The following is a 22,830-nucleotide window of genomic DNA, read 5'->3' as shown; positions in this document are numbered from 1 at the left end:
GGGCTATACTCGCCCCTTCTTTATTTCATTGACCATCCGTTATGTTTGATATCGCTCTCTACGAACCCGAAATCGCGCCCAATACGGGTAACATCATTCGTTTGTGTGCCAACTGTGGCGCGAACTTGCATCTCATCGAGCCACTGGGTTTTGATCTGGAAGAGAAAAAGGTGCGCCGCGCCGGTTTGGATTACCATGATTTAGCTCGAGTGACGCGCCATAAAGATTACGCCGCCTTTATCGAATACTTGCAGCGTGAGCGAGGCTCTTTCCGCTTGTTTGCTTGCACCACGAAAACCACACAACATCATGTGGATGCCCAATTTCAACCAGGCGATGTGCTGCTGTTTGGCCCAGAAACACGCGGTTTGCCTGCCGAGCTGATTGCCAGCTTGCCCGCCGAGCAGCGGATTCGCATCCCTATGATGCCTGAAGCGCGCAGCCTAAACCTTTCCAATGCGGTAGCGATTATTGCTTTTGAAGCGTGGCGTCAAATGGGGTTTGATGGCGCACGCTAATGCACCATCAAAGTAACCGACTGACCTAAGGTATTATTTCAAACGGTGCTGGTCTTGATCGTCTTTGCGCTCAAACTCACCTTCATAGGTCGTGCCGTTTGGATTTGTACGATCGTGAAAAGGGTTGGGCTGCTCAAAGCCGGCTCCACTGGCGTGGATATTGCCGACCACCACACGGCTCATCAACTGCTTCGCTAAATAAGCACGCGGCGCAGGCAGCAGTACCAGCATACCGAGGATGTCCGTGAAAAAGCCTGGGGTCAGTAACAACACACCCGCCACGGCTAACATTACCCCTTCTAAAATTTGCTGTGCGGGCAGTTGGCCTTGCGCTAGGCGCTGTTGTACGGTCAACAGGGTTTGCAAACCTTGGCTACGCACCAGCGAAGCACCAACAATTGCGGTTAACAGCACAAGGGCGATGGTCGGCCATACACCGAGCACGCCGCCGACTTGAATAAACAGCGCGATTTCAATCACAGGGACTGCAATAAATAAAAACAGTAGTATCGGGAACACAATGCCTCCTTGGTTTTGGTCACGTTAACCACAACCGAGATGGCTGACAAGTCACCCAGAGAGAAAACCGACGCCAACAAACACTTTTTGTTTACCGATCGGCAATCACCCGATTGCGCCCCAAGCGTTTCGCCGACAGCAGCGCTTGATCAGCAGTGTGTAACAAATTGTCCCAATTGTAACTCATCATCGCTCCCATGGTGCACCCAGCACTGAGCGTCAACGCAATCTGTTGCCCTTGCCACATCAAGGTATTACTCTCGACATAGCCTCGTATGTTTTCGGCCAACCCAACCACATTCGCCATGTCGTCGCATTCAAAGCAGACCAAAAACTCTTCACCGCCCCAACGCACACAGCAAGACAGTGGAGGTAAGCTTTGCTCCAACAATCCGGCGATTTGGCGCAGCACATAGTCTCCAGCAGGATGGCCGTAGGTATCGTTGATCTGCTTAAAATGGTCGATATCAAAAATGATCAACCCCAGTAGCGTCTCAGGTGCTATCGGCTCACTCCAAGTGAAGAAACCTCGGCGATTTTTCAGTTGAGTCAAGGGATCAATTTGTGATTGGCGTTCGGCTTCAGCAAGAGAGATTTTATAGTCATGAATATTGCGAAAGGTAAGGATATGCAGATCGTCGCGGCTGGCCAGTTCGATTTGCGCTGAGACGGAAAACCAGCGCTGCACCCCATCGGCGCACATGATCAAAGCGGGCATCTGCGCGACATCTTCACCTTGCGCCCGCGCCTCATCGACCGTCTTTTGCCATTGCGCAATGATCTTCTGTCGATAACCTATTTGTGGGTAAGCCCTTTCAAACCAAGTCTCGATATCTGGCAGTTGCGCCATGGTATAGCCGATCTCTTTTACAAAAGCTTTATTAAAATGCAGATGCTTACGCTCGCCTTGCCCGAAGGCAGAAGATTTAGAAATAATGATCGGCAGCGGAATCACATCCAGTATGCGGCTGACATATCCTTGTAGATCTTGGTCCGAAAAAAATCTTACTGAATCGGTGCGATTCACCATTAATCTGCTCCTTTTATACCGCTTTCTCTCTTTATATAGCTATAAATAAAACTCTCAGCAAATTTTCCATCAAATTGTATTAAAAGGTGATCCAGTTACTATTTTTAATATGCATTTACAGTATTATGTGCCTCGTAAGTCAGGACGGATTTCCAGCCAAAAACTCTGACGAATGGATTCTTAAATTACAGAAATGGCTATTAATTTAGTTTTTTACCAGAATAATTATCTAAGGATCCCCTTATGGCTACCCTATCTGAAGCGCCTAAAACAGCGACTCCGGCTACCCGCATTGAAGAAGATCTGTTAGGTCAACGTCACGTTCCTGCTGATGCTTACTACGGTATTCATACCCTTCGCGCTGTCGAAAACTTCAACATCTCTAACGTTACGATCTCTGACGTGCCTGAATTTGTACGCGGCATGATCATGACCAAAAAAGCGGCCACTCTGGCAAACAAAGAGCTGGGCGTGATTCCTAAAGATGTGGCGAACTACATCCTTCAAGCGTGTGATTTGATTCTTGAAACAGGTAAGTGCATGGATCAATTCCCGTCAGATGTATTCCAAGGTGGTGCGGGCACGTCAGTGAACATGAACACCAACGAAGTGATTGCTAACGTTGCACTTGAGCTGATGGGCAAACAAAAAGGTCAATACGAGTTCATCAACCCCAATGACCACGTAAACAAGAGCCAATCAACCAACTGTGCATACCCAACGGGTTTTCGCATCGCGGTTTACAACAGCATCCTGAAAGTGATTGATGCGATTGAATACCTAAAAGGCTCATTCGAACTTAAAGCGGCTGAGTACAAAAACATCCTGAAAATGGGTCGTACTCAGTTGCAAGACGCCGTACCTATGACCGTAGGTCAAGAATTCCACGCATGGGCCGTGACGCTGAATGAAGAGATCCGCGCGCTGCAATACACTTCAAAACTGCTTTTGGAAGTGAACTTAGGCGCGACCGCGATCGGTACAGGCCTGAACGCCGCGCCGGGTTACCAAGAGCTGGCCGTGAGATATCTGGCGCAAGTGACAGGTTTAGAAACCGTTCCAGCAGAAGATTTGATTGAAGCCACCTCTGACTGTGGTGCTTATGTGATGACTCACGGCGCGTTGAAACGTCTAGCGATGAAGCTCTCTAAGATCTGTAACGATCTACGTCTGCTCTCTTCTGGTCCACGTGCAGGTCTGAATGAAATCAACTTGCCTGAACTGCAAGCGGGTTCGTCCATCATGCCAGCGAAAGTAAACCCAGTAATCCCGGAAGTGGTGAACCAAGTTTGCTTTAAAGTGTTTGGTAACGACAACACCATCACATTCGCCGCAGAAGCGGGTCAACTGCAGTTGAACGTCATGGAGCCTGTGATTGCTCAAGCGATGTTTGAGTCTATCTCTCTGCTGACTAACGCCTGTGTCAACCTACGCGACAAGTGTATTGATGGCATCACAGTCAACAAAGAAATCTGTGAAAACTTCGTGTTTAACTCGATCGGTATCGTGACCTACCTAAACCCATACATTGGCCACCATGAGGGTGACATTGTCGGTAAGATCTGTGCCGAAACCGGTAAGAGCGTACGCGAAGTGGTACTTGAGCGTGGCTTGCTGACTGAAGAGCAGCTCGATGACATCTTCTCGGTTGAGAACCTGATGCATCCTCAGTACAAAGCAAAACGTTACGAATAATCGTTCGGTTTAAGCCCCCTTTGTTGGGGGCTTTTCTCATCAAACTCAATGCGGTGAAAGCATTATTTGAACGCTCGTTATGGTGAGTGTTGAGATAATTTTTTCATCTTTAAATGAGGTAATCATTATGATTTGGGTCGAACTACTCGTCGTTCTTCTCTTTATCTTTCTGGGCGCACGGATTGGCGGTATCGGCATTGGTTTAGCCGGTGGTGCTGGTGTGATCGCCTTGTCATTAATCCTTGGCGTACCGACTAAACAAGCCTTTATTCCGGTCGATGTTATTTTGATCATCATGTCGGTCATCACGGCTATCGCCGCGATGCAAGTAGCTGGCGGTATGGATTGGCTGGTACAACTGGCCGAAAACTTCCTACGTAAACATCCGGAAAGAATCACCTTCTACGCTCCGATTGTCACTTTCCTGATGACACTGATGGCAGGTACAGGCCACACCGCATTTTCCACTTTGCCTGTGATTGCCGAAGTGGCAAAAGGTCAAGGGGTGCGTCCTTCACGCCCACTCTCGATTGCCGTTGTCGCATCACAAATTGCGATCACCGCTTCACCGATTTCAGCGGCAGTCGTGGCATTTGCGGCAATGCTGGTACCGTTTGGGGTGGATTACTTAACACTGCTCGCGATCTGTATCCCAACCACTTTTGCTGCTTGTATGGTCGGTGCGTTTGTTTCTAACTTTATGGGCAGTGAACTAAAAGACGATCCGATTTATCAAGAGCGTCTAACACAAGGCCTGATCAAGCTGGCGGGTACCCAAAAGCGTGAAATTCTGCCGACCGCGAAAACCGCCACTTACATCTTCCTCACTGCGATCATTCTGGTAGTGTGCTATGCGGCGGCGATTTCAAACTCGATTGGTTTGATTGTCGATCCTGCACTGGGTCGTAATGAAGCGATTATGACCTTCATGCTCGCGGCAGCAGCCGGTATTGTGCTACTGACCAAGATTGATGCGGCGCAAATTCCAGCAGCGTCAACCTTCCGTTCAGGTATGACAGCGTGTGTCTGTGTACTGGGTGTAGCTTGGCTTGGTTCAACGTTTGTCAACGCACACGTCGATGGCATCAAAGAAGTGGCTGGTACTCTGCTGGCTGACTACCCATGGATGCTGGCACTGGTGCTGTTCTTTGCTTCTATGCTGCTTTACTCACAAGGTGCAACCACAGTTGCGCTGATGCCTGCAGCACTGGCGATTGGTGTTGCACCTCTGACGGCAGTGGCTTCTTTTGCTGCGGTGAGCGCCCTGTTCGTACTGCCAACCTACCCAACCTTGTTGGCCGCGGTGGAAATGGATGACACAGGTTCAACGCGAATTGGTAGCTATGTATTTAACCACCCATTCTTCATTCCAGGTGTAGTGACGATTGCCAGTGCTGTTGCATTTGGCTTTATGTTTGGTAGCCTGTTTATCTAAGAATAAAGTGCAAAATCATGGGAGCTGCGGCTCCCTTTTTTGTATCTACTCTCGCCATCACCTTGAATGTGTGAGCTTTATTTCTCCCGAAAATCATCTTCTTGAGAAATGCGATCCGTTTCAAACCCTACCTTGTCATCACCATCAGGCACAGCGACGCTAACTGGCGCACTCAGTAAGGCTTTGCTCTGTATAGCACGTCATCTCACCCTACAATCCGTGCTCTAAATCACTGCTCCTCCTCCCACCATTCGTGATGTTCTGCCCTGCTTGAGGATTTTTCTTCATCGAAAAGATCTTTATTGAGTTGTCTCACACTCCGTAGACCAGCATTTTCCTTAGCCTATTAATAGTGTTGAACAACAGCTTCTATAATTCTAAGGAACGAAAAACGTGAATAATCCTACTTTCAATCTCTCACGCGTGAATCGCGTGCTGCTGCCAATATTGGCCAGCAGCTTGCTATTTGGTTGCAATCAGTCCACCTCCAATCCAGACAACAACACCCAAGGCCCTGTCACCCCTCAACAGTTGGTGAAAGTCTATTACCAAGCGACCACCGCCCAGCGCAGTGATGACAGCTCGCCTTACAGCAAAGCCTCTCTTTACGTTTGGAACAATGAGCAGTGCGCGGCCTATGCGGGCAATAACCCTGACGCGAAGGATTGGGCCAAGGGTCTATTGCCCACCGGGGTTGATGATGAGTTAGGCGCCTATTGGGAGTTGCCCTATCATGCGAATGAATCCACTCAGTGCATTAACTTTATTCCACGGATTGATGGGCAAAAACCACTGGGCGATTACGATGCCAAAGTCGATTTAACTCAGTTAGGTGCCGATAATGCGGTTTACACCCAGCAAGGCGTTGCAGCAGTCTATCCAGAGTTAATCCCGCGCAATGCACTGCCCGCCAATACCGCGCGCCTGTATCTCAATACGCAAGATGGCGATGAAAGCTTCTTCACCCTGCATGTGTGGAATGAAGGTGAATGCCAAAACTATGCGGCCAGCAATTCAGCTTGGCCGGGCATCGCGCCAAGCGGATACAGTAAAACCTATGGCCCTTATTGGGATTTACCGATTAATGGCCGCGATAACTGCATCAATGTTATCCCCAACAATAAAACCAACGGCGACTATCAAACCGCCAATTTGAAACTAGATTTCACCAAAACGGGAGCGATTGGCCCTATCGGCTTTGTGTTCAAAGGTACCGACAAAATTTACTACCAGCCTTTGGCAAAACGGCCACAAAATCAGGTTGAACTGAGTGGTGCAAGCGCGACTTTTGCGGATGCGTCGACCTTACTGGTGGGCAATCTGGAAGCAACATCAGCCACTCTGTATTACTCCCGACAAGGTCAACTCCGTTTTGACAGTGCCAGTAAAACCGTACTCAATGCCGACCATACGATTACCTCTGAGCGCCCAAGCGGCACCGAATGGCAAGCGCAAAAACCGCATTTAACCTCAGACTTTCGTGGCTTTGAGTTTGATTTCCAAGCCGCTGGGTTAGATCTCAAAACCTTATTGCAAGGCCAACTGTTACTGGTCGCCAGTGATGCCACAGGCGTCCTTTTAGCAACCGAAGTGCAGCCCGCCAGTGCCTTGGATGCGCTGTATGCGGATAGCGCGAGCACTTTGCAATATGGCGCACTGATCAATCCTGATGGCAGCACCACTTTCCGCTTATGGGCTCCGACAGCGCAAGCGGTATCGCTGATCCCTTACGGGACGGATAAACAAGCCAAAACACCGATTGCGATGAGCTTTGATGCCCAATCAGGCAGTTGGAGTGCCGTCAATACGGCACTGGCGCATGGCGATTACTATCGCTATCAAATCACCGTCTATCACCCTGCGACTGACCAGATTGAAACCTATCAAGTGACAGACCCTTACTCGCACAGTTTGGCCATCAATTCACTCTACAGTCAGGTAGTGGATCTCAATCATGCCGATCTCAAACCTGAGGGCTGGGATACGTTAGCTGCGCCACATCCACAAAACGAGCGTGCCGATTTTATTTTGTATGAAGCTCACGTCCGTGATTTTTCTGCCCACGACACCACCGTCACTTCGGCGCACCGCGGTAAATTTGCCGCCTTTAGCGAGCAAGAGAGTCAGCCCGTACAACATTTAAAACAGCTAGCCCGTTCTGGTGTGACCCATCTGCATTTGCTGCCCGTGTTTGATATTGCCACCATCAATGAAGATCCAGAGCAAGTGGTCAATTTGGATCAGCCATTTAGCCGTTTGTGTGACCTCAAACCCGCGCTCAAAAACGACAGTGACTTAGCGGCTTACTGCACTGGTGATGACACACTGCAAAGCGTCTTTACCACGTTAAAAGCCAAAGACTCGAAAGAGCAGCCTCTCGTGCAGCGTTTAAATGGTTTTCTGCGTGATGTGGATAGCTTCAACTGGGGCTATGATCCGTTCCACTACACCGTGCCTGAAGGCTCGTATGCCACTCAACCTGACGGCGTTACCCGCATCAAAGAATTTCGTGAGATGGTGCAAGCGGTCAAACAAGAGATTGGGATGAATGTGGTGATGGATGTGGTTTACAACCACACCAACGAAGCGGGGGTTTCGGATAAATCGGTACTGGATCGCATCGTCCCTTGGTACTACCAACGCTTGAATGAGTGGAGTGGTCAGGTCGAGAATTCTACTTGCTGCTCGAATACCGCACCGGAAAATCGCATGTTTGCTAAGTTGATTGATGATTCGATTCGTACTTGGGTTAAAGAGTACAAAATCGATGCCTTCCGCTGGGATTTAATGGGACATCACCCGCTGGCGCAAATTGAGCAAACCTTAGCGGCGGCCAAGCAAATCAATCCTGATGTTTACTTCTACGGCGAAGGTTGGAACTTTGGCGAAGTGGCGAATGATCGCCAGTTCAAACAGGCAACACAACCCAATTTGGCCGGAACTGGGATTGGCTCGTTTTCAGATCGTCTGCGTGATGCCGTGCGCGGTGGCGGCCCATTTGATGGTGAAGCGAGCCTACGCGCTAACCAAGGCTGGGGTAACGGTATTTATGTGCAAAAAAATGATCTGAGCAACAACACGCGAACTCAAGCACTGCACTTGGCAGATTTAACTCGCCTTGGTATGGCAGGGAATTTAAAAGCCTTCACCTTTATTGACCAAACAGGCAACACCATCAAGGGCTCAGAACTCGACTACAACGGCCAAGCGGCAGGTTATGCCAATGATGCTTGGGAGATTCAAAACTATGTTTCTAAGCACGATAACCAAACCTTGTGGGATAACCAGCAGTACAAAATTGACTATGCGCTGCCACTCCGCACTCGAGTGCGCATGCAAGCGGTCAGCTTAGCGACGGCGGTATTAGGCCAAGGTGTGCCTTTTGTGCACATGGGAAGCGAGTTACTGCGTTCTAAATCCATGCAGCGTGACTCTTACGACTCTGGTGACTGGTATAACCGCGTTGATTTTGGCAAAACCAGCAATAACTGGAATGTGGGCCTGCCACGTCAAGACAAGGACGGCAGCAACTGGTCGATCATTGAAACCGTGATTGCGCAAGCCGGAGCCAATGCCGAGCCACAAGCCGCCGACATTGCCACCATGAATGATTATTTCAATGAATTGGTGCAACTGCGTCGCTCGTCATCTTGACCAATTAGTGCGCTGGCAAATAGCAGCAATGATAGCTGCGGTGACCATGCTTGAAGATTCATAGCCGCCAAGAATGATGAAACAAATAGTAAAGCGGTCATTGCAGACTGCTGTGGGTCTTGCAGCAGCTGCCATTCATAACGAGGTTGCCGAAACCACTGATAGCCAAACCTACTCACTAGCAACAACCATACTGTTAACGCCATGACGGTGGTGATGTGAGACAGCATCGCCGGAAACTGCCACAGTGGCGTTGCAATTGCCCATAACTGTGACCATGCTAACAGGCCAACTGCAATGCTAAGTAGAGCCGGTGGCTAAAATAGCCGTTGGTATTTTGTCATCAGCTGTCATCACTAACCCACCTTTGCCGCTTTATACGGCGTTGTTGCCTAAATAAGTTGAACCTTTTCCAAGTCCTGCGATCTGATCCCTTGTGATGGTAAGAGCGGTGGTGACATGGGCAAAGCGAAAAAAAAGATAACTAACTGGGCGGAGTACAATAAGGCTCTGTGCAAGCGTGGTTCGGTTACGTTCTGGATAGATGACTCAGCTATTGATGCATGGCAATGCAAAACCCACCATGGTAAGCGTGGTAGAGGCTTCCAGTACTCAGATACAGCGATTGAAACTGCTTTGATGATTAAGGGCATCTTCTCTCTGCCATTACGTGCACTGCAAGGCTTTATCGACTCGATTTTCAAGCTATCGGATGTTCCTCTGACATCCCCTGACTACACCTGTATCAGTAAACGCTCGAAGACTGTTCAGGTCAAATATCGCAATAAATCTAGAGGGGCTATCCGCCATATCGCCATTGACTCGACTGGCCTCAAAGTCTTTGGTGAGGGTGAATGGAAAGTGAAAAAGCATGGTGCAGAAAAACGCAGAATATGGCGCAAACTGCACTTAGCTATTGATGTGGATACTCACGAGGCGATTAGTGCGGAAGTCAGCCTTGTCAATGTGGGCGATAGTGAAGTACTGCCTACATTGCTCAACCCACTACGCAGAAAGATCATTGCCGTATCTGCTGATGGTGCCTATGACACAAAGAATTGTCACGAGACTCTGAAAAAGAAAGGTTGTACACCGTTAATACCACCTCGAAAGAATGCAGCACTTTGGGAAGATGGCCATCCCAGAAACGAAGCGGTAACAGCGCTGAAAAATGGGGCAATAGCGGAATGGAAAGCCGAGTCTGGTTATCACTATCGCTCAATATCTGAGACTGCAATATCCCGATATAAGGGACTCACAAGCGGTAAACTGAGCTTGAGATGTTACAACGCTCAAGTGGGCGAAATCATGGCGAATGTCAAAGCTATAAACAAAGTCATAGGACTAGGTATGCCCGTAAGGAGCTAACTGCTAGTCATATATGGCATCGTTGATCCTCAAGCTGATTTGATCAACAACGCCGCTTTATACTGAAGTAACTTCGACACTGCTCTTTCAGCTGCATCAAGCGCGCCTTCAAGGTAGCCGCCGAATTCTGCCGATCGCTCAGTGCCGGCGAGCCATAACCGTAAAGCCCATTCATCAGGCACTTCTGCATTTCGATATTGAGGATGCATCGCCAACGGGTAACGATCACTGTCGCTGGCGGTAAACGTCTGTTTTGACCAGTCTTGCAGATGCAAAGACAGGGGTACTCCTGCCTGTTCGCCAAATAGATTAGTTAGCTGCCTTAGTATTTGTCCGCGCAGCGCCGTTTCTCCAACCCCAGCTCGATAGGCTGCGTTGGCGCCAATAAAGCCAAATAAAGCCGCGCTTTGGCCGGTACTATCAGATGCGTCATGGATTTCCGATACCGGTCCCCGTTGACTGATGGCAGTACCTGACCAGCCTTGCTCACGCCAAAATGCGCGGGGATAGACGGCAACAAATTTGGCATGCTGCGCCATCCATGTCGGCGTATCGCGCATACGTTGTTGCATGCTCTCTGGCCACTGTGGTGAGAATTGAATGTCTTGCGCCATCAATCTCGGCGGGATAGTCACGATCACCTGAGACGCTAATTGTGTCCATACGCCGGCTTGATCTTCAAACTGCAGCTCAATGGCATGGGAATGCATTGTCATTGCGGTTAAGCGGGTGGCCGTTTTCAGATGTACCCGAGAGCTAAATTGTTGGGTCAGAGCGTCCGTCAGCGCTTGCATGCCTCCCTCCACGCGATGCGATGCGGGCTGTTGCGCCCAGGTCATCGATTGACGAATGATCTGGCTGTCCGCTTGCTCAATGCTGAATGCGCCGCTTTGATACTGCTCAAAAGAATTTAAGCCCAATTGCTTCAATAGTGCTTCAAGTCGATGATTCATCCCTGGCCAAAACCAAGAAGGCCCTAAATCGATGCGATGGCTACCAGAGGATGGCGCTTCACTTTGGATCCGCCCGCCGATCCGCTCCCTACCTTCCACCAATAAAACGCGATGACCGGCCTGATCCAGTAAATAGCTACTATAAAGCCCGCTTAATCCTGCGCCGATCACGACGATGGGATATGACATGAGATAACTCCTTATCGCGCCGCTTGTGCTGGACGAACATCAATTTCATGAGTCCAACCAGACCGGCTTTGTTGAAATAACCAAAAATATTGCTCTGCTAAATCAGCTGGCTCGATCAATGTGGCCGTCGCAGGAGGCGCAAATCGTTGCGCGGTCCGCTCGCTTCGTATTAAGCCATCCACCACCACATGGGCGACATGGATCCCATCCGCTTCATGCTCGCGCGCAAGACTTTGCGCCAAACCGCGTAAAGCAAATTTTGCGGAACTAAAGGCTGAAAATTCTGCGCCAGCACGCACGCTGCCTGATGCACCAGAAAACAGTAAACTACCGCCACCACGAGCGGTTAACCGCGGAATCGCGTGCTGGCTTACATTGACTGCTGTCAAAACCATCGACTGCCATACGCTTAAAAAAGTGTCGCTGCTGGTCGCTAAAAAAGCCTGGCGATGAAACTCCATGGCGTTATGGATCACGCCGGCCAACGGTGCGGCTTCGCTGTCAATACGTGAAAACAACGCAGCTGTGGCTTCAGGATCTTTTAAGTCAGTGGCCCATGCTCCCCGGCGGGATACTGGGATCACCTGATAACCGCCAATATGGAAGCGTTCGGCCAGTGCTTCCCCTAGCGCAGGGCCATAGCCTGCAATAACAACTGAACTGGATTGATGCATGCTGTTCACCCTCTCTTGTTTAGGAATGCGCCCGTCACACAATGCATTTGCATGGGTGAAGGGCGCGCTGTGATTTAGGCTTTTAAACGCTCAGCCAATGCTACAGCCAGTGGTTCAGCAGAAGCAGGGCTTTGACCTGTCATCAATGGACCATCAATGACGACGTTTGGCTCCCAGTTGGCTTTGGCGATGTAATTCGCACCACGGCCTTTTAACTCATCTTCCAGCGAGAACAGCAGGTGGTGCAGCAGTTCTACTTCCATGTCTTCAGCATTTTTAAAACCCGTCAGGCTCAGGCCTTTAACCAGGTATTCACCGTCTGATTTTTTCACGTCGCGCAAAATCGCTGGCGCATGACACACCATGGCGATAGGGCGATTCGCCTCGTAAAAATCTCGAATTAACTTAATCACAAAAGAATCCGCTGCCAGATCCCACAACAAGCCATAACCGCCTGGGAAAAACACCGCGTCATACGTCGTTGCATCGATATTACGCAGCTTACGGCTGTGCTTGGCTGCAAACAATGCTACGGGGTCTTGTAAAAAGCGTGCTGTGTAGTCAGTGGTGAAAGGCACTTTCATACTGAGTAAATCAATAGGAGCTTCGCCGCCTTCAGGTGATGCGAACACCACTTCATAACCAGCTTCAGTCAGGATGTAATACGGCGCCGCCAGCTCATGAAACCAGGTTCCGGTTTGTTTGCCACTGATGCCCATTTCATCAACCGATGACATCACTAAAAGAACGCGTTTTTGTTGGTTGTGTGTAGCTTTCATATCATTACCTCATCATTAACAGGATTGTTGTGAACTTCAAAGCAGGCTACCTACCAGAAGATAGGTGTAACTATAGAGAATAGCTTCCCACTCGTCAATACCTATCGGTAGATAGTTTTGCTTATTTACACATTACTGGGGGGTTAAAAGGTGAATCAATAAACTCTGGAGTCTTCCAATCTTACCTACCTGTAATATTTTGCCGTATCAAGCCCCCCTCATCGTGATAACCTATCTGTAGGTAGATGAAAGGTATATGATATCGATCTTTATGCCAGCAGTGTTATGCTGGTTTCTTTGACTCATTTTCAGTACGGAATCACAAAATGACCAACTCAACTGTGGATAAAATCCTTGATCTTGCAGAGCTTCAAGTCCGAGCTGGCGGCTATAACTCATTTAGTTTTAGGGAGATCTCCAAAGAGATCGGCATTAAAAGTGCCAGTATTCACTACCATTTTCCGACTAAAGCAGATTTAGGCGTTGCTGTTGCGACTCGATATACAGAGCGTTTTACGCAAAAATTGGCTCAGATTTCTGCTGTGCATGACTCTGGGCAAGAACGACTGACTCGTTATATTGACTTGTTCCGACAATCGTTGCTGTGCGATCAAAAAATGTGTTTATGCGGTCAATTTGCGAGTGAATCGGAAGTGTTGCCGGAGTCGATTCGCATGGCCACTCAACAATTTTTTCTGCAGAACTTGCACTGGTTACGAGTTCACGTGTTTGAAGCTGTAGGGCTGACGTCTCATGTGGCAGAACAACGAGCTGCTGGTTTGCTGGCGAGCTTGGAAGGGGCCTTATTGATGGCAAAAGTATTAAACAATACTACTGTTTTTGAACAGGTAAGTGCCAATTTTGCAACGCTACTACGGTAGACTGCAAAGATAATGATTAAAGCAATCTTACTCACGTTAGGCAGAGGCAGTGAGATCATCAAACGCGTCCATTTCCACAACACAGGCAGTGAGCAAATTCCGGGCGTCATAGTGATGAGCATTGATAACCAAGGCGATCTGCATGATGCTTCCCTCGATGCTGCGCGATCAGGCTTGGTGGTGGTACTCAACGCCAGCCCAACACCGCTCACCGAGTTTGCCCACTTTGATGCCACCGATTATCAGTTGCATGCCATTCAAGCGGATCTGGGCAATCGTTCCATCGCTTATCACGGCGAAGCCGCGAGCGTTGTTAACCAGCGACTTAGCGTTCCTGCATGGTCAGTGGCCGTATTTGAAAAACGACATCCTTAAGTAAGGGGAAAGCTTACGCTTCATCGAATGAGCAATACCTAATGACAAGGGAAGTCCTGACTTCCCTTGTTTGTGTTCATCTTATTGAAACTTATTGCGCCCTTCTCGGGTCTGATTGGGTTACTATCACCGGTAAATGATTAATCACGATTTGACTCATGCGCACACTGATACTCTGTTTTTCACTGCTGTTCGCCCTGCTTACCCAACCCGCTTGGGCGCTCTTTGGTAATAACGCTGGCAATAACACAGGCACTGCAAGTTTTGCTCCGACACAAAACCGTTTTGTTCCGGTCGATGAAGCGTTTCCGTTTAATGCGTTCCAGCAAGGCTCAACCTTGTTTATCGATTGGCAAGTCAAAGAGGGGTATTACCTCTATCAAGACAGGATCAGCATCAGTGGTGAACATCTTGAGATCGGTGAGTACTCACTGACCGAAGGTGAGCCTTATCACGATGAGTTTTTTGGTGATGTGAAAATCTACACAACACCTTTATCTGTTCCGCTGCCTTTGGTGGCTTATCAAAGCGGAGCCAAAGTCATCGTGCAGTATCAAGGCTGCGCCAAAGCAGGATTCTGCTATCCACCAGAAACACGAGTGATCGACATTACGCCATTTAACGCAGAATCAAACCGCGTTATCGAGCCTAAGACCAACACATCAACACAAGCAACACTGCCACAAACCGATAACGCCCCCACGTCTGCCCAAGATTCACTGGCCAACAAACTGGCGCAAAATTGGTGGACGCCACTGCTGTTTTTAGCGCTTGGGGTTGGTCTGGCTTTCACTCCTTGCGTGCTGCCCATGTATCCGATTTTAACCAGTATCGTACTTGGCGGTGCCCAGCTCACCCAACGCCGCGCGTTACTGCTCAGCGTGATTTACGTGCAAGGCATGGCGCTCACTTACACCTTGCTTGGGTTAGTGGTCGCTTCGGCTGGATTGCAATTTCAAGCCGCACTACAACACCCTTATGTGCTGATCGGTTTAAGCGTGCTGTTTGTGGCGCTCGCCCTTTCCATGTTTGGTTTGTACAGCCTGCAGTTACCAAGCGGGGTGCAGACTTGGCTGAATTCATTGAGTAACGCTCAGCAAGGTGGCAGCCTACCCGGTGTATTTGCTATGGGCGCCATCTCAGGCTTGGTCTGCTCGCCTTGTACCACTGCGCCACTTTCTGGCGCACTGCTTTATGTGGCGCAAAGTGGCGATCTGCTCACTGGCGCGGTCGCCCTGTACGCGCTCGCCATCGGCATGGGTATTCCGCTGATTTTGGTGGCCGTGTTTGGCAATAAATTGCTGCCTAAAGCGGGCAACTGGATGGAGCGAGTGAAAACCCTGTTCGGTTTTGTACTGCTCGCGGCGCCGATTTTCCTGCTTGAGCGCATTGTGCCTGAGTTTTGGTCCAGCGTGCTGTGGTCGGCACTCGGTTTAGCGGCGTTTGGCTGGCTGTACCATGTCAAAAACAGTCTGCCGTTTGGTGGTTGGAAACAGAGCTTAATTGGCATTGTCGCGATTTTAGGACTGCTGGCTTCTGCGCAGCCCCTGCTTAATCACTGGTTGATACCGACTCAAACCGCTCAGCAGATCAAACAGATCCAATTTACTCGCATCGCTAATCTAAGCGAGCTGCAAAGCGCACTGGCAGAGGCTAAAGCGCAAGGCAAACCCGTGATGCTCGATTTCTACGCGGACTGGTGTGTGGCCTGTAAAGAGTTTGAGAAATACACCTTTCACACCAAGCAAGTGGAAACCAAGCTCAGCGGCTTTGTACTGCTGCAAGCCGATGTCACTAAAAATCAGCCACAGGATATTGAGTTACTCAAGGCGCTGAATGTGCTCGGTTTGCCAACTATTGAGTTTTGGAACGCGCAAGGCGAGCCGGTACCTAATGCGCGCATCACAGGCTTTATGGCCGAGCAACCGTTTCTCGACCATCTCACGCAACAAGGTTTATAAGTTGTCGTCCCATTCGCACTGCGATGGGGCGACTCAACCGAAATCGTGTTCGCTATTCAAACTCATGCATTTAAAAAGGGATACAGTTCAGACTTTTAACGGGTAAAGATTGTTCACTGCGCTAAACAGAACAATAATTCCTATAACTGTTTGGTAAACCTGTTGTGACGTCATGGACTCGACCTACACCATCATCATTGCTGATGACCATCCCCTGTTTCGTAATGCGCTGTTTCAATCGGTGCACATGGCGATCAGCGGCGCGAATTTGCTGGAAGCGGACTCGCTGGATGCTTTGCTCACCCTACTCAATAAAGAATCTGAGCCCGATCTACTGCTGCTGGATCTGAAAATGCCCGGCGCCAATGGCATGTCCGGTTTGATTCACTTGCGTTCCGAATACCCAGATTTACCGATAGTGGTCATTTCCGCTAGTGAAGAGCCCAGCGTGGTATCGCAGGTAAAGAGTCACGGCGCGTTTGGCTTTATTCCAAAATCGAGCGATATGCGCAGCCTGATTGCCGCGCTCAATCAAGTGCTCAACGGCGAGCCTTATTTCCCCGCGCATTTACTGGTTGATGGCTTTGTTGGCAATGACCTAGCGGAAAAAGTCGCCGCGCTGACTCCGCAGCAATACAAGGTACTTGGCATGCTGTCCGATGGCCTGCTCAACAAACAGATTGCTTATGAATTGAATGTGTCGGAAGCCACCATCAAAGCGCATATGACGGCCATTTTCCGCAAACTTGGCGTGAAAAACCGCACGCAAGCAGTGATTTTGCTAAAAGAAATGAGCGAGTGATCCACTCGCTCATTTCTGCTTACTCGCGCTATATCCAAACGCCTTGGCATTGCCGGTCGGCGTTGAACAACACCGCAATATCAAGGCGCAAGCGATCGTTACTCCGCGCCTTCTTGTAGCTCTTCTTCGGGCGGTAAGCGCAGACCGATTCTGGTCACTTTCCAGTCCACCACATCGGCGACTACCCATTGCAAACCATGCCATTCGAAGTAATCGCCGAGCACTGGCGTTTCGCCCAAATGTTCTAACACCAGATCTTTAAGCTTAGCGTCAGCCTCAAGCTCACCTAAATCCAGACCATACAACAAAGCCACATCTTGCAACTTCGCTTCAATGTCGAGGAAGAAGTCCCCAAAGAAGCGGGCAAGAGAAGCTTTTTCTGGTGCTTCGCTGAATAGACGACTGAGTGATTCCAGATCGCGCTCCTGCGCCATCACACACAAGGTGTCGCCTTCGCATAATTCAGTACTCCCCGATGGGTGCAGCAGTTGATTATCCCGAAATACGGCCGCAATCCGGGTACCTTCCGGCATAAAGAGATTGCGCAATGGCTCACCGATACACCATTTGTCGGCTTTGAGTTTATAGATAAACAACTCCCACTCGCTGGTCGGATAAATTTCCACGCCCGTGCGTGAAATCGGCTCCGGTTTTGGGGGCAGTTCCACCTTAGCCAGCGACATGGCTTTGGTCAGCGTTCCGCCCTGCACCACCAACGACACCATAACCACGAAAAATGCGAGGTTGAAGTAAAGCTGAGCGTTGGGCAAACCCGCCATCATTGGGAAGACTGCAAGGATGATCGGCACGGCGCCACGCAGCCCAACCCAAGAGACAAACCATTTATCACGCGCGGTAAAACTTTTAAACGGCGCAAGGCCAATCCATACCGCAATGGGGCGCGCAAAGAGGATCATCCCCACCGCCAACGCTAAACCGGGAAGTGCAATCTCCATCAATTCCGATGGTGTGACTAACAAACCGAGCACTAAGAACATGCCAATTTGCGCCAACCACGTCATGCCATCGAGCACGTTAAGGATCGCGTGACGACTGCGCGTAGGACGATTGCCGAGCAATAACCCCGTCAAATAAATCGACAAAATTCCGCTGCCACCTAACGCGTTAGACAAGGCGAAAATCATCAAACCACCGCTCACCGCCAGAATCGAGTACAAGCCTTCCGGCAATTGGTTGCGATTGATTAGCCACCATAAAATCCAGCCGCCCGCCAAGCCAAGCAGCGCTCCGACACCAAACTGTTGGACAAAACTGATCAGTAAAAAGCCTGCGCTTAAATTGGTTTCTGCGCTGCCAAGCACAGCGATCAAGGTCACGGTCAAAAACACCGCCATCGGATCGTTAGTACCTGATTCAATTTCCAAGGTTGCGCCAACCCGTTCATTGAGGCTGCGCCCTTTGAGCAGAGAAAATACCGCCGCCGCATCGGTCGAGCCGACAATCGCGCCGACCAAGACACCTTGCAGTAGGCTCAGATTGAATAACCACATCGCAAGCAAACCAGTCAGCAAGGTGGTCACTGCAACACCTAAGGTCGCGAGAGATACCGAAGGCCAGAATGCGACGCGAAAACTCGCCACCCGAGTGCGCATCCCGCCATCGAGCAAGATAATCGCCAGAGCGAGGTTACTGACTAAATAAGCCACCGGATAATTATCAAAGGCAATCTGTCCAATGCCATCTTCTCCCGCCAACATACCAACCGCGAGAAACACCAATAAAATCGGGATCCCCAATTTCGAGGAGACAGGGCTAAGTAATACGCTGATGCCTATCAATAAGGCACCTATCATAAAAAAACTGTTAATCGTAACGGCGTCCACTCTACCTCCCAGTCTGCGATTAACGACTTGATGCCGTTAACGGATTGCCCTGTTTATCAATAAGTTTGCCCGCCTATTGTGCACGAATTCATGACATCACTAAGAAAAGTTTATGTAAACAAATCACGCTTTAGCGCACTTTGCTCAACAAAATCACCATTACGCCACTCGTCGTCGTTATACTTTTGGCTACATTAACATCAGATTAACATCTCATTTTTAAAGCTGCCGTCGAATAACCCTTCGCTTTAACGCTGTTTTTTGGCCTAAATCCCCCGACTAAAGTTGCACAGATCCCTTGCTATTAGGCTGCTAACCTAAGATGCGTAACATTGTGTTAACACCTCTAACGGGATAACGAAAAGGAAGGAGAAGGCCATGGCGTTCAAATCATCTGAACATGCTCAAGCCTACTGGAAGGAAAACTTGGGGATCATGGGCTCACTGCTTGCAGTGTGGTTTTTAGTCTCATTCGGTGCAGGCATCTTATTTGTCGATGCACTGAATACGATTGAATTTGCTGGGTTCAAACTCGGCTTTTGGTTTGCGCAACAAGGTTCTATCTACACCTTTGTTGCTCTGATCTTTGTCTATGTTGCGCGCATGAATGCGCTCGACAAGAAATATAACGTACAAGAAGACTAAGGGGCTGAGCATGGATATTCAAACCTGGACGTTTATTCTGGTCGGTCTGACCTTTGCACTCTATATCGGTATTGCGATTTGGGCGCGTGCAGGATCAACCAGTGAATTCTATGTTGCGGGCGGTGGTGTACATCCTGTCGCTAACGGCATGGCCACCGCTGCCGACTGGATGTCAGCGGCTTCCTTCATCTCAATGGCTGGCATCATCTCTTTTATCGGCTATGACGGCACCGTTTACCTGATGGGTTGGACGGGCGGTTATGTGCTACTTGCTCTTTGCCTTGCTCCTTACCTACGTAAGTTTGGTAAATTTACCGTGCCTGATTTTATCGGGGATCGTTACTACTCAAGAACTGCGCGTATGGTTGCGGTATTTTGTGCCATCTTTATTTCGTTCACTTATGTAGCCGGTCAAATGCGCGGTGTCGGCGTGGTTTTTGCGCGCTTCCTCGAAGTTGACATCAACGTCGGTATCGTTATCGGTATGGCGATCGTGTTCTTCTACGCGGTGATGGGCGGCATGAAGGGCATCACCTATACCCAAGTAGCGCAATACTGTGTACTGATCTTCGCCTTCTTGGTGCCTGCTATCTTTACTTCACTGATGATGACTGGCAATCCAATTCCACAAATTGGTTTTGGTTCCACTCTCTCAGGAACCGATGACTATCTACTTACTAAGCTAGATGGCCTCACACAGGAACTTGGTTTTACCGCCTATACGGACGGTTCCAAGAGCATGGTTGACGTCTTCTTCATCTGTGCAGCTTTGATGGTCGGAACTGCTGGTCTGCCACACGTTATTATCCGCTTCTTCACTGTACCTAAAGTCTCCGATGCTCGCATCTCTGCTGGTTGGGCATTGCTGTTTATCGCTTTCTTGTACACCACTGCACCCGCGGTAGCGGCCTTTGCTCGCGTCAACATGATTGACACCATCAACGGCCCAGACATGCAAGGTGTGACGGCTGCAGAAGCGCCCACTTGGTATCGCAACTGGGAAAGCACGGGCCTTGTCAAATGGGAAGATAAGAACGGCGATGGTCGTATGTTCTACTCAGGCGATGCGCGCAACGAGATGACCATCAACAACGACATCATCGTTCTAGCCTCTCCAGAAATTGCTAAATTGCCAAACTGGGTAGTTGCGTTACTCGCTGCGGGTGGCCTTGCCGCCGCACTCTCAACGGCTGCAGGTCTACTGCTGGTTATCTCAACCGCGATTTCTCATGACTTGTTGAAGAAAGGGTTTAAACCCAATATGACCGATAAGCAGGAGCTGCTCGCCGCACGCTTTGCAGCTGCACTCGCCATCATTGGCGCGGGTTATCTGGGCATCAATCCTCCGGGATTCGTGGCTCAGGTGGTGGCCTTCGCCTTCGGTCTAGCAGCGGCTTCCTTCTTCCCAGCGATCATCCTTGGCATCTTCTATAAGAAGATGAACAAAGAAGGGGCGATCAGCGGTATGTTGGCTGGTATCTTGTTTACTGCAGCTTACATCATCTACTTCAAGTTCGTGAACCCGGCGGCGAGCGTTCCAGCCAACTGGTGGTTCGGTATCAGCCCAGAGGGCATTGGTACACTCGGTATGTGCTTGAACTTTGTGGTGGCGATTGTAGTTAACAAATTCACCGCTGAAGTACCACAAGATGTGCAGGAAATGGTGGAATCTATCCGCTATCCAAAAGGTGCAGGCGCGGCACACAGTCACTAAGTGTTAATACTGACTAGCCAATCCTAAGTGTAAAAAGCCCGAGACTTCTCTCGGGCTTTGTTTTTCCTCGCTGCGGCATCATGTCGCACTCAATTAAATTAAGCTTTGGCGCTCACCATTGCAAAATCAGGATTCAGTGCAGTCAGCTTTTTGATCAGGTAGTTAAGCAAGACGCCGTACATAGGCACAAACAGACCTAAGCTAATGATGAGCTTGAAGGTGTAATCGACTAAGGCGATTTCCGTCCAGTGCTCAGCCATAAACGGATCGCTGCTCTGGTAGAATGCAATCGAGAAGAAAGCCATGGTATCGAGCGCATTACCCAAAAGAGTTGAACAGGTTGGAGCAATCCACCACTGCTTCATTTGACGCAGACGGTTAAACACGCGCACATCTAAGATCTGGCCAAGCAAATAGGCCATAAAACTGGCAATCGCAATCCGCGCAACAAACACGTTGAACTCACTCAGCGGCGCTAACCCTTGGTATTGTCCTTCAAAAAACACCACAGACAGTAGATAAGAGACCGCCAATGCAGGAAGCATCACCAGAAAAATGATCTTACGCGCCAAGCCAGCACCAAAAATACGCACTGTCAGATCGGTCGCTAAAAAGATAAACGGAAAAGTAAAAGCGCCCCACGTAGTGTGAAAACCGAAAATCGTAAACGGGATTTGCACTAGATAATTGCTTGACGCAATGATCACGAGGTGAAACAAAACAAGATAGCCAAGGGCTTTGCGCTGCTGCGCAGGGGTAAAGTGATTCATACTGTACCTTTTTAGTTTGGTTTGGGGGCGAGGGAACCCAAATTGGAAGCACGCTTCCGGTTCAAATTTTACGTGGTTGACCAACGGCCAATTCACAAGGGCGGCGATTATATCCCAAACGTTATCCGGCGCAAGGGTATTTTTTGAGCAAACGATGGCGTCATCATTCCGAAATGATCATCCTTTTTGCGCGGAGAGTTTAACCGACAAGCCATCGCAACGCTTGAGAAGATCTTGCAGATCGTGCTACTCTTCGCCTCCATTTTTCTGGCTGAAAATTCATCCATTTTGGATCCAGTCAGTGCTATCTTTAACTCATTGCCCGTTAAGGCAAAGACACAATCCCAAACTAAGTGGAACCGAATCGATGGGCAAAGGTACTCTTTATATCGTTTCTGCACCCAGTGGCGCAGGCAAATCAAGCTTAATTGCAGCCCTATTGGAGCAAAACCCAACCTATGCAATGAAAGTCTCGGTCTCACATACTACACGTGGTATGCGCCCCGGCGAACAAGATGGCGTTCATTACCATTTTGTCGAAAAAGAACATTTCGTTGAGCTGATCGGCAAAGGGGAATTCCTCGAATACGCGGAAGTGTTTGGCAACTATTACGGCACTTCACGGGTGTGGATAGAAAATACGCTCAATAAAGGGATTGATGTGTTTCTCGATATTGACTGGCAAGGCGCGCGTCAAATCCGCAGCCAAATGCCAGAAGCGAAAAGCATCTTTATCCTGCCGCCTTCGAAAGAAGAGCTGGAACGCCGCCTAAACACACGCGGCCAAGACAGCGAAGCGGTGATCGCTAAACGCATGGGTGAAGCTAAATCTGAAATTTCGCATTACAGCGAATACGATTACGTCATCATTAATGATGATTTTGATGTCGCGCTAATGGATTTCAAAGCCATCATCCGTGCAGAAAGATTGAAGCAAGACAAGCAAGCTGCTAAATATAGCGCTATGTTGTCTGCTCTTCTGGCTGAATAAACAGCCAGCTTGGTTTATCAGTCTATCCCGTTG

The 22,830-nt window shown here is 49.3% G+C and carries 17 protein-coding genes and 2 pseudogenes; 12 read left to right on the top strand and 7 right to left on the bottom strand.

What is annotated here, in order from left to right; all coding sequences use genetic code 11:
* Window positions 1-41 precede the first annotated feature (41 nt).
* Window positions 42-518 carry a tRNA (uridine(34)/cytosine(34)/5-carboxymethylaminomethyluridine(34)-2'-O)-methyltransferase TrmL gene (gene trmL, locus R4537_RS06520; RefSeq protein WP_069648411.1) on the top strand — a complete coding sequence of 159 codons (477 nt, stop codon included), beginning with the start codon at window positions 42-44 and terminating at the stop codon, window positions 516-518.
* Between the two features lie 33 nt (window positions 519-551).
* Here the strand turns inward: trmL and R4537_RS06515 are convergent, their stop codons facing one another.
* Together R4537_RS06515 and R4537_RS06510 are read right to left on the bottom strand one after the other, a co-directional pair.
* Complete coding sequence (locus R4537_RS06515; RefSeq protein WP_071179328.1) at window positions 552-1,037, bottom strand: FxsA family protein; 486 nt, start codon at window positions 1,035-1,037, stop codon at window positions 552-554.
* 91 nt (window positions 1,038-1,128) lie between these two features.
* Window positions 1,129-2,067, bottom strand: coding sequence for a GGDEF domain-containing protein (locus R4537_RS06510; protein ID WP_071179329.1), 939 nt, complete (start codon window positions 2,065-2,067; stop codon window positions 1,129-1,131).
* 243 nt (window positions 2,068-2,310) lie between these two features.
* Between R4537_RS06510 and aspA the strand changes: the two genes are divergently transcribed.
* The 4 genes and pseudogenes from aspA (at window position 2,311) to R4537_RS06490 (ending at window position 10,219) form a co-directional block, all read left to right on the top strand.
* Window positions 2,311-3,762, top strand: coding sequence for an aspartate ammonia-lyase (gene aspA / locus R4537_RS06505; RefSeq protein ID WP_071179330.1), 1,452 nt, complete (start codon window positions 2,311-2,313; stop codon window positions 3,760-3,762).
* A gap of 127 nt (window positions 3,763-3,889) precedes the next feature.
* Window positions 3,890-5,197 (top strand): anaerobic C4-dicarboxylate transporter, encoded by a 1,308-nt coding sequence (locus R4537_RS06500; protein WP_000638384.1) that lies wholly within the window; start codon window positions 3,890-3,892, stop codon window positions 5,195-5,197.
* A 393-nt stretch (window positions 5,198-5,590) separates the two neighbouring features.
* A pseudogene (gene pulA / locus R4537_RS06495) lies at window positions 5,591-8,848 on the top strand (pullulanase-type alpha-1,6-glucosidase); the annotation flags it as partial.
* A gap of 462 nt (window positions 8,849-9,310) precedes the next feature.
* On the top strand, window positions 9,311-10,219 hold the full coding sequence (locus R4537_RS06490) for an IS5 family transposase (protein WP_071179331.1): 909 nt from the start codon (window positions 9,311-9,313) through the stop codon (window positions 10,217-10,219).
* A gap of 29 nt (window positions 10,220-10,248) precedes the next feature.
* Here the strand turns inward: R4537_RS06490 and R4537_RS06485 are convergent, their stop codons facing one another.
* From R4537_RS06485 to R4537_RS06475, 3 genes are all read right to left on the bottom strand, one after another.
* Complete coding sequence (locus R4537_RS06485; protein ID WP_071179332.1) at window positions 10,249-11,361, bottom strand: flavin monoamine oxidase family protein; 1,113 nt, start codon at window positions 11,359-11,361, stop codon at window positions 10,249-10,251.
* A gap of 11 nt (window positions 11,362-11,372) precedes the next feature.
* Window positions 11,373-12,035 (bottom strand): SDR family NAD(P)-dependent oxidoreductase, encoded by a 663-nt coding sequence (locus tag R4537_RS06480; protein WP_071179333.1) that lies wholly within the window; start codon window positions 12,033-12,035, stop codon window positions 11,373-11,375.
* Between the two features lie 74 nt (window positions 12,036-12,109).
* Window positions 12,110-12,814, bottom strand: coding sequence for a type 1 glutamine amidotransferase domain-containing protein (locus tag R4537_RS06475; RefSeq protein ID WP_071179334.1), 705 nt, complete (start codon window positions 12,812-12,814; stop codon window positions 12,110-12,112).
* Window positions 12,815-13,155: 341 nt separating this feature from the next.
* Here R4537_RS06475 and R4537_RS06470 point away from each other — a divergent pair, with 341 nt between their 5' ends.
* The 4 genes and pseudogenes from R4537_RS06470 to R4537_RS06455 all read left to right on the top strand — a co-directional run bounded on the left by R4537_RS06470 (window position 13,156) and on the right by R4537_RS06455 (window position 16,833).
* A complete protein-coding gene (locus R4537_RS06470) occupies window positions 13,156-13,695 on the top strand; it encodes a TetR/AcrR family transcriptional regulator (RefSeq protein ID WP_175463864.1) in 540 nt (179 codons plus the stop codon).
* Between the two features lie 27 nt (window positions 13,696-13,722).
* A pseudogene (locus tag R4537_RS06465) lies at window positions 13,723-14,070 on the top strand (alpha-1,6-glucosidase domain-containing protein); the annotation flags it as partial.
* Between the two features lie 158 nt (window positions 14,071-14,228).
* Window positions 14,229-16,031, top strand: coding sequence for a protein-disulfide reductase DsbD (locus tag R4537_RS06460; protein ID WP_071179337.1), 1,803 nt, complete (start codon window positions 14,229-14,231; stop codon window positions 16,029-16,031).
* Window positions 16,032-16,203: 172 nt separating this feature from the next.
* Complete coding sequence (locus R4537_RS06455) at window positions 16,204-16,833, top strand: response regulator (RefSeq protein WP_000378642.1); 630 nt, start codon at window positions 16,204-16,206, stop codon at window positions 16,831-16,833.
* A gap of 98 nt (window positions 16,834-16,931) precedes the next feature.
* On the opposite strand, the gene R4537_RS06450 is transcribed toward R4537_RS06455, so the two are convergent.
* On the bottom strand, window positions 16,932-18,677 hold the full coding sequence (locus R4537_RS06450; RefSeq protein ID WP_080483544.1) for a potassium/proton antiporter: 1,746 nt from the start codon (window positions 18,675-18,677) through the stop codon (window positions 16,932-16,934).
* Between the two features lie 378 nt (window positions 18,678-19,055).
* Between R4537_RS06450 and R4537_RS06445 the strand changes: the two genes are divergently transcribed.
* Window positions 19,056-19,322 carry a DUF4212 domain-containing protein gene (locus tag R4537_RS06445; protein ID WP_000874728.1) on the top strand — a complete coding sequence of 89 codons (267 nt, stop codon included), beginning with the start codon at window positions 19,056-19,058 and terminating at the stop codon, window positions 19,320-19,322.
* Window positions 19,323-19,332: 10 nt separating this feature from the next.
* On the top strand, window positions 19,333-21,036 hold the full coding sequence (locus tag R4537_RS06440; protein ID WP_000354557.1) for a sodium:solute symporter family protein: 1,704 nt from the start codon (window positions 19,333-19,335) through the stop codon (window positions 21,034-21,036).
* 98 nt (window positions 21,037-21,134) lie between these two features.
* Here R4537_RS06440 and R4537_RS06435 read toward each other — a convergent pair whose 3' ends face one another.
* A complete protein-coding gene (locus tag R4537_RS06435) occupies window positions 21,135-21,806 on the bottom strand; it encodes a 7-cyano-7-deazaguanine/7-aminomethyl-7-deazaguanine transporter (protein ID WP_029627709.1) in 672 nt (223 codons plus the stop codon).
* Between the two features lie 367 nt (window positions 21,807-22,173).
* Here R4537_RS06435 and gmk point away from each other — a divergent pair, with 367 nt between their 5' ends.
* Entirely contained in the window at window positions 22,174-22,797 is a 624-nt protein-coding gene (gene gmk / locus R4537_RS06430; protein ID WP_000515795.1) for a guanylate kinase, read from the top strand.
* Window positions 22,798-22,830 lie beyond the last annotated feature (33 nt).

It is taken from the genome of Vibrio paracholerae (genome assembly GCF_037672085.1).
Taxonomy (GTDB): domain Bacteria; phylum Pseudomonadota; class Gammaproteobacteria; order Enterobacterales; family Vibrionaceae; genus Vibrio; species Vibrio cholerae.
Note: the sequence above shows the minus strand (reverse complement) of the source record. Positions and strands in the feature narration are given on the sequence as shown.

What these genes read in the sequence shown, in the direction of transcription:
- trmL (WP_069648411.1), top strand. Translation starts at nt 42, where the DNA reads ATGTTTGATATCGCTCTCTACGAACCCGAAATCGCGCCCAATACGGGT.
- R4537_RS06510 (WP_071179329.1), bottom strand. Translation starts at nt 2,067, where the DNA reads ATGGTGAATCGCACCGATTCAGTAAGATTTTTTTCGGACCAAGATCTA.
- aspA (WP_071179330.1), top strand. Translation starts at nt 2,311, where the DNA reads ATGGCTACCCTATCTGAAGCGCCTAAAACAGCGACTCCGGCTACCCGC.
- R4537_RS06500 (WP_000638384.1), top strand. Translation starts at nt 3,890, where the DNA reads ATGATTTGGGTCGAACTACTCGTCGTTCTTCTCTTTATCTTTCTGGGC.
- R4537_RS06490 (WP_071179331.1), top strand. Translation starts at nt 9,311, where the DNA reads ATGGGCAAAGCGAAAAAAAAGATAACTAACTGGGCGGAGTACAATAAG.
- R4537_RS06485 (WP_071179332.1), bottom strand. Translation starts at nt 11,361, where the DNA reads ATGTCATATCCCATCGTCGTGATCGGCGCAGGATTAAGCGGGCTTTAT.
- R4537_RS06480 (WP_071179333.1), bottom strand. Translation starts at nt 12,035, where the DNA reads ATGCATCAATCCAGTTCAGTTGTTATTGCAGGCTATGGCCCTGCGCTA.
- R4537_RS06475 (WP_071179334.1), bottom strand. Translation starts at nt 12,814, where the DNA reads ATGAAAGCTACACACAACCAACAAAAACGCGTTCTTTTAGTGATGTCA.
- R4537_RS06460 (WP_071179337.1), top strand. Translation starts at nt 14,229, where the DNA reads ATGCGCACACTGATACTCTGTTTTTCACTGCTGTTCGCCCTGCTTACC.
- R4537_RS06455 (WP_000378642.1), top strand. Translation starts at nt 16,204, where the DNA reads ATGGACTCGACCTACACCATCATCATTGCTGATGACCATCCCCTGTTT.
- R4537_RS06445 (WP_000874728.1), top strand. Translation starts at nt 19,056, where the DNA reads ATGGCGTTCAAATCATCTGAACATGCTCAAGCCTACTGGAAGGAAAAC.
- R4537_RS06440 (WP_000354557.1), top strand. Translation starts at nt 19,333, where the DNA reads ATGGATATTCAAACCTGGACGTTTATTCTGGTCGGTCTGACCTTTGCA.
- R4537_RS06435 (WP_029627709.1), bottom strand. Translation starts at nt 21,806, where the DNA reads ATGAATCACTTTACCCCTGCGCAGCAGCGCAAAGCCCTTGGCTATCTT.
- gmk (WP_000515795.1), top strand. Translation starts at nt 22,174, where the DNA reads ATGGGCAAAGGTACTCTTTATATCGTTTCTGCACCCAGTGGCGCAGGC.